Here is a 5,831-nt window from a genome sequence, read left to right on the forward strand (position 1 = left end):
TCTCTGCACCTATGGCTCAAACCGCGTGGAGTGATGTCGCACCAGATCGACTTCGAGTCTCACGGTCTGTCAGAAAAGTGGAACGGCTATAGAGCCTATTCCGAATTATTGTGGAAGGTGATTCTGGGAAAGCGACCGTTTCTGATCAATCGGCAGCCCTACTCGGTCCATGCCGATCTCATAAAGAAGAGCGGATTCAACCTGATCTGCGAACTGAAAAGGCGCAGGGCGGATGGAATTCCCAGATCGGAACTTTCCGCACAATGGAGCGATATTTCCGACGACGATCTGAATTGTTCAGGGGCGTTCGTGCAAGCGTATAAGCAATAAACCAGCGGAGGGTGGTAGCGCGGCCGACTACGAAGAGTGAGCTTGGCGTAACGCGTCGAGGTTCGCAGGTATACCGATGTCTACAAAAGGTCGTCCTGAGACCGGAATCCCTTCGACCTTTAGGCCGGCGTTGATGCCACGGATCTCGGGGGGGCATTAGGCGCGAGCACGCCGTGGTACCGATGGCGGTGACGGCGCGGGGGCGGCACCCAAGGCCGCCAGCCGATCTAACAACTCCAGGGGCGTGAGGGCGAGCACCGTTTGGCCGAGGGGCCCGGGTTGGGGAGTGCGTAGACCACCCGTTCACCGGTCGATGCCCACGCGAAGCGCTCGTGGCAAAGATCGGGCGGGCGCAATGCCGGAGCAGGCGCTCGAGTCCGCACGGTCACCTCCACTATCCGGTCCTCGCTACGGCATGGGACGGTAGGGGAGGGGAACCGGGAGCGCCTCTCTGCCCGAAGGCCTTCGGTCCGCATCCTGTGGGGGCAAAGCGCTGTGGCCCCGGCGACGCCACCTCCGATCCACCTATCCCGCACCCGGACCAGCCTATGCCCACGACGTTTTCCGCTTACAGGGTTTCAATGAACGTCATTTGGGCCAGTGTGCCCACGTTCTCTCTATTGCGACACGGCCAGGCCGATTATCGGACGCACCCACAAGCAGGCGTCCTATTTCTTCACAGCTTGAATAAATGCTCCACTCGTCTGAAAATCTTCGTCTGAGATATCCCGGAAGGCGGCCGCGAGGCGACTACGGTCTATCCCACTGCTGGGACTGGCAGACTCCCTCAACTCGTACACGACATCAAAGCCATGCTCCCTCAGCAACGCTAAATGAATATTAAGCGACGCTCTATTGATTAGCCATGATCTTTTGCCTCGAATCAATTTCCACGTTACATCTGAATAGCTCCAGTGCCCATTCCATTGCTCGGCACAACCATGACATCGGAAATCGATGACATGCGACATGATGCCACCGGGCTTCAACCATTTGAAGAGCGACTGATATGTCATTTCAAGATCATTCACATGTTCCAGGACCGCCTGTGAATAAGCCATATCGATGGAGTTGGGTCTTAAAACTGTCTGTTCATCCCAAGGAGCTGCATAAAAGATGAAGCGTTGCTTCGCGCGCTTAAAATTGAGAAGTTCCTCTCTGATCGATTCAGTCCTCTCTCGTCGCAGGCAATCACACAGATGTGCGTCAGCTAAGGTGCCCAAAGGGAATTCATATGAGTCCAATACGGGCCGAACTTCCGGAAATTCTCGGTTATCTGGTATGTTCTCACGTTTGCAAAATAACTCTACTAATTCATCGAATAGTTGGAGGTTCCGAGTGTTATGGAGATAGTTCACAGTGTCAAACGCGTAGTAGGTTTTAGCGCCAGAAAGCAAGGCTGCGAGCCCCACACCAATGGAATCCCCAGGTCCCAGTTCCGCTACTGCTGCCGGATTAGTGGGAAGTCCATGCTCGTGGGCTTTGACAAGATGTCTGAGCCATACCGAGTAACAATACCGGGCTGAGTCTGTTCCTCCGGTGGCTACCGACGCGGCTTTCGATAGGACAGGCAGTCGCGCATAGCCAGGGATGAAGCTGCCCAGACCGAGAATGAGATATTTTGTCTTTTGTGATAACAGCATGGCAAAACTCTCAAATAGATATTCGAGTGCATTCATTCAGAGACAACACGATGCGACCCTCTCGTCCCAGGGATTATTCGCGGCGTCCATCGGTGCACGACCGGCTGCCAGCGCCTTCTTCGCCTCATCCACCTTTAAGTCCACGCCAATCGCCTGCGCCACATTGATCGCCGCCATCGATAAGAACAGGGCCCCACTGATGGAAAAAATTCGACTGCATAATGAAGGATAGGATATTCAACGCGGTGTCGCAAGCGTGGTGTCTTCTCCGTGGGGGGAGTGGGAGTGATTGGGCGGGTCCGCGCCGGGTCGGGAAGCCCTTATTTAGCAGACCGCGGTGGGGTTGCAGGGCTCACGGGTGTGCTCTGCGGTCAGTATCCGGTGCCTAGACACGAGTACGCCTGTGCCAGTCGAGGTGCAGCGACTGGCAGGAACAGGAGGGAAGGCGCCTACCCGGCTCAACCGCTGATCGAACTCAAAACTCGGGTAAGGGTTCGCTCAGATCAGTGCCTTCGGTGCCTTCGCGCGGATCGAAGTCCTCCTCCCGGTGGGGCCGCCCGCGGGCAGAGGCGATCCGGGGTGGCGTGGCGCCTCGCAGGCCGGTTTCACGCCCACCTCGCGCCCAAGCGTCTCGACGGTCGCCATCAGTGCTTCCCTCCGATCTCCGGCCCGTTCAGCGGATCTCGAGCAGCGCCGAGGCTTTTTTTTGGACCTCGATGATAGCCTGGGCGTGGCGGAGCGGGTGGCGCAGATCCGGAGACGAGCGCTCGAGGTCGGCGATCCGCAGCGCCTTCGACCCACGTCAACCCCACCCCGCCACCGCTCTACCGTCGCGGCCACGCCACAACCGATCGCGCCCGCGCTTTCCGCCAAAATCAGCGTTTTTGCAACCCCGTCAACATTATATCGTTGGTATGTTTGAGATCTACCCCCTAATGGACTGCCTAAATTCCGCGCGCTCCGAGCATCATACCAAATCCCTACAGCTGTCGTATACTCGCTACGACTCAATTTGAGACCTACCCCACAAAACAGCGGATTGAGTATTGTGCAGGTCCCTCTATTTCGTAACACTCCCCTGTCCTTAGTCACCCGCGCCTCTAAGCGATATGACAGTACATCTACATGAGTACGGCGCAGGGCGACCTTGTACCGTGGCTCGCCTCGCGGGCCGATTTGCTGGCTGAAGACTGGTACTTTGTTGGTCCCTCGCGGGGTACAGTGCAGAACATAGGTAACAGGGTCCCGCGGGCCTGGTCGAGCGCTCCCGACGCCCGCATGTGTGCCCGACCCAGACGCCCGAGGAGGTGGTTCAGGCGCTCATTGAAGCGCGAGAGCGCCATCCCCTCCTGGGGCGCGAAGAAGCTCTTGGCGTTGCTTTCCCGGCGCCATCCCGATGGGGCCTGGCCAGCGCGCTCCACCGTCTGCGACATCCTCGATCGGCACGGCTTGGTCCGCAAGCCCCGGGCGCGCCGCCGCGTGGGCCACCCCGGCAAGCCTAACACCGCGATGAGCGCCCCGAACGAGGTATGGTGTGCCGACTTCACAGGCCAGTTCAAGACCCGTGACGGTCTCTATTGCTATCCCTTGACGGTCACCGACGGTCACCGACGGTCACCGACGGCTATAGCCGCTATCTGCTGGGCTGCCAGGCGCTGAGCTCGACCGCCGTGGACAAGGCCCAACCGGTGTTCGCGCGTCTCTTCGGGGAGCTCGGGCTCCCCGAACGCATTCGCACCGACAACGGGGTGCCCTTTGCCACCACCACGCTGCCCGCCTGTCCTCGCTGTCGGCCTGGTGGGCGCGGCTGGGCATCCTGCCCGAGCCGAGCTCATCGAACCGCGCAAACCCCAACATGAACGCATGCACCGGACCCTCAAGGCCGAGACCACCCGCCTATCGGCGGGCAGCCGCACCGCCCAGCAGAAGCGCTTCAACACCTTCCGCGAGGAATTCAACCACGAACGCCCCCACGAGGCGATCGAGACGACACCCCCGCCTCCCTCTATGAGCCCTCGCCAAGGCCCATGCCCTCAAAGCTGCCCCCACTCGGCTACCCCGGCCACTTCGAGGTGCGCTACGTGAGCTTCAACGGGGGCATCCGTTGGAAGCGGGATTGGGTCAACGTCAGCATCGTCTGCGCCGGGGAGTACGTGGGGCTCGAGGAGATCGATAATGGTATCTGGAACGTCTACTTTGGCCCTCTCAAACTCGGTCGCTTGCTCGAAGAGCACATGCGGACGACCCATGTCCCCGGACTTTTTGGGTTACCTATGTCCCCGACCGTTCACGGAGAGTCCTAAGCAGAGCCCGTCGCAAGTCACCTTAGCCTTTGTGAAGATCTAACTACTATGAATATACGCACCCTCATTGTACTTGGCCTTTTTACATTCGCACCAACTCTCGCTAGTGCTGCCCCCTCCTTCCCTGGCGCGCAGGGCGGCGGGGCGGTTTCCGTGGGCGGACGCGGCGGACAAGTAATAGAAGTAACCAATCTTAATGATTCTGATGCCGGAAGTCTTCGCGCGTGCGTCACCACCTCGGGCCCTCGCACCTGTGTCTTTCGCGTTGGTGGAACTATCCAGCTTCTATCCCAGATCGAGATCTACAACCCCTTTCTTACCGTAGCGGGGCAGACCGCGCCGGGCGGGGGGATACTGCTGAGCGGCAAAAACATATCGTCCTACACGATGTTACACATTGCCGCAAATAATGTTATATGGCGTTATACGCGCATTCGCAAGGGATGGCATCCGTCTGGCGCTGGGGAGAATACCAATCTAGGCACAGCCATGTTTCTGAGTGGCGGGAGTAACAATAGCATTATTGATCATAATTCCGTAAGCTGGAACCAGGACGAAGGCATTGCCGTGTGGCATAATGGAACCGGCCCAGTGAACAATATAACCATTTCGTCTAATCTTGTGGCGGAAGGACTCGCCGATCATGCTACCGGATACATAGCCTCCGGTGCGGGAGTCGCGCGTCGTGCTGGGATGACCAATATAGATTACCACCACAATCTGACGATGAACGAGGGCCATCGCAATCCTGCGATAACGATCAAGTCTTCGCGATATGTCAATAACATTACCTATAATGTCCAGCTATTTGATGTCCAAGTTGGGTGGCCGGATCTCAGCATGGACACCGACTTTATTGGTAACTTGTGGAAAGCAGGTCCGTTGAATAATGGTCATCACGAAGTAGCGGCTCATGGGACACAGTCAATTTACATGTCTGGAAACAAAGGATATAACCAGTCTAATCCTGCTGGGGACCAATGGCTCATGGCAAACCGGATAACCGGCCAGAATGGGCCAGAGGTAGGGCCCGTACCTTCAGGCTGGCGGCGCGCCACACCTATGGCTAACACGACCCATCCAATTATCGCCGAGCCGGTAGCGGGACTGGAGGCGAGCATCTTACCCATCGTGGGCGCTTCCCGCCGCCTGGACTGCAATGGCAATTGGGTTGCCAATCGCGATACCGTCGATACCAGACTCATCAATCAGTATCAAACGAATACCGGTATTACCGCTCTGCCATCAACAGAAGCTAGTGTGGGCGGTTTTCCAGTCATTGCCGGCGGTACGCCGTGCACTGATACGGACCACGACGGCATGCCGGATGTGTGGGAAACAGCGCGCGCTTTGAACCCCAATAACCCGGCTGATCGGAACGCCATCGCCAAAAGCGGATATACTAACCTGGAAGACTATCTCGCTGGCACAGGTTCCTCCACCCCCGCCACCCCCCCCCCCGAAAGAAAATGTACGAAAGAGCCACTAGCCTAGCACCTCTCTTCCCGACGTCATCGTCCCCTCGCGCTCCTATGCTAGCGGAGTCTTCACGAGC

General features: G+C 57.9%; 7 protein-coding genes. 5 read left to right on the top strand and 2 right to left on the bottom strand.

Features of this window, described 5'->3' with window-relative positions; translation table 11 throughout:
- A partial coding sequence (locus M3461_22475) for a hypothetical protein (GenBank protein MDQ3776913.1) occupies nt 1-330 on the top strand: 330 nt, incomplete at its 5' end.
- Between the two features lie 668 nt (nt 331-998).
- On the opposite strand, the gene M3461_22480 is transcribed toward M3461_22475, so the two are convergent.
- Together M3461_22480 and M3461_22485 are read right to left on the bottom strand one after the other, a co-directional pair.
- A complete protein-coding gene (locus M3461_22480) occupies nt 999-2,009 on the bottom strand; it encodes a class I SAM-dependent methyltransferase (GenBank protein MDQ3776914.1) in 1,011 nt (336 codons plus the stop codon).
- On the bottom strand, nt 2,010-2,150 hold the full coding sequence (locus tag M3461_22485) for a hypothetical protein (GenBank protein ID MDQ3776915.1): 141 nt from the start codon (nt 2,148-2,150) through the stop codon (nt 2,010-2,012).
- A gap of 1,146 nt (nt 2,151-3,296) precedes the next feature.
- Between M3461_22485 and M3461_22490 the strand changes: the two genes are divergently transcribed.
- The 4 genes from M3461_22490 to M3461_22505 all read left to right on the top strand — a co-directional run bounded on the left by M3461_22490 (nt 3,297) and on the right by M3461_22505 (nt 5,770).
- Nucleotides 3,297-3,632 (top strand): hypothetical protein, encoded by a 336-nt coding sequence (locus tag M3461_22490; protein ID MDQ3776916.1) that lies wholly within the window; start codon nt 3,297-3,299, stop codon nt 3,630-3,632.
- Nucleotides 3,633-3,836: 204 nt separating this feature from the next.
- Entirely contained in the window at nt 3,837-4,058 is a 222-nt protein-coding gene (locus M3461_22495; protein MDQ3776917.1) for a hypothetical protein, read from the top strand.
- Complete coding sequence (locus M3461_22500; protein MDQ3776918.1) at nt 4,001-4,276, top strand: hypothetical protein; 276 nt, start codon at nt 4,001-4,003, stop codon at nt 4,274-4,276. Before M3461_22495 ends, M3461_22500 begins: the two co-directional genes overlap by 58 nt.
- 48 nt (nt 4,277-4,324) lie before the next feature.
- Nucleotides 4,325-5,770 (top strand): hypothetical protein, encoded by a 1,446-nt coding sequence (locus tag M3461_22505; protein ID MDQ3776919.1) that lies wholly within the window; start codon nt 4,325-4,327, stop codon nt 5,768-5,770.
- Nucleotides 5,771-5,831: the final 61 nt, after the last annotated feature.

The sequence above is a fragment of the Pseudomonadota bacterium genome, assembly GCA_030860485.1.
Classification (GTDB): Bacteria; Pseudomonadota; Gammaproteobacteria; order JACCXJ01; family JACCXJ01; genus JACCXJ01.

What these genes read in the sequence shown, in the direction of transcription:
- M3461_22480 (MDQ3776914.1), bottom strand. Translation starts at nt 2,009, where the DNA reads ATGAATGCACTCGAATATCTATTTGAGAGTTTTGCCATGCTGTTATCA.
- M3461_22485 (MDQ3776915.1), bottom strand. Translation starts at nt 2,150, where the DNA reads ATGGCGGCGATCAATGTGGCGCAGGCGATTGGCGTGGACTTAAAGGTG.
- M3461_22495 (MDQ3776917.1), top strand. Translation starts at nt 3,837, where the DNA reads ATGCACCGGACCCTCAAGGCCGAGACCACCCGCCTATCGGCGGGCAGC.
- M3461_22500 (MDQ3776918.1), top strand. Translation starts at nt 4,001, where the DNA reads ATGCCCTCAAAGCTGCCCCCACTCGGCTACCCCGGCCACTTCGAGGTG.
- M3461_22505 (MDQ3776919.1), top strand. Translation starts at nt 4,325, where the DNA reads ATGAATATACGCACCCTCATTGTACTTGGCCTTTTTACATTCGCACCA.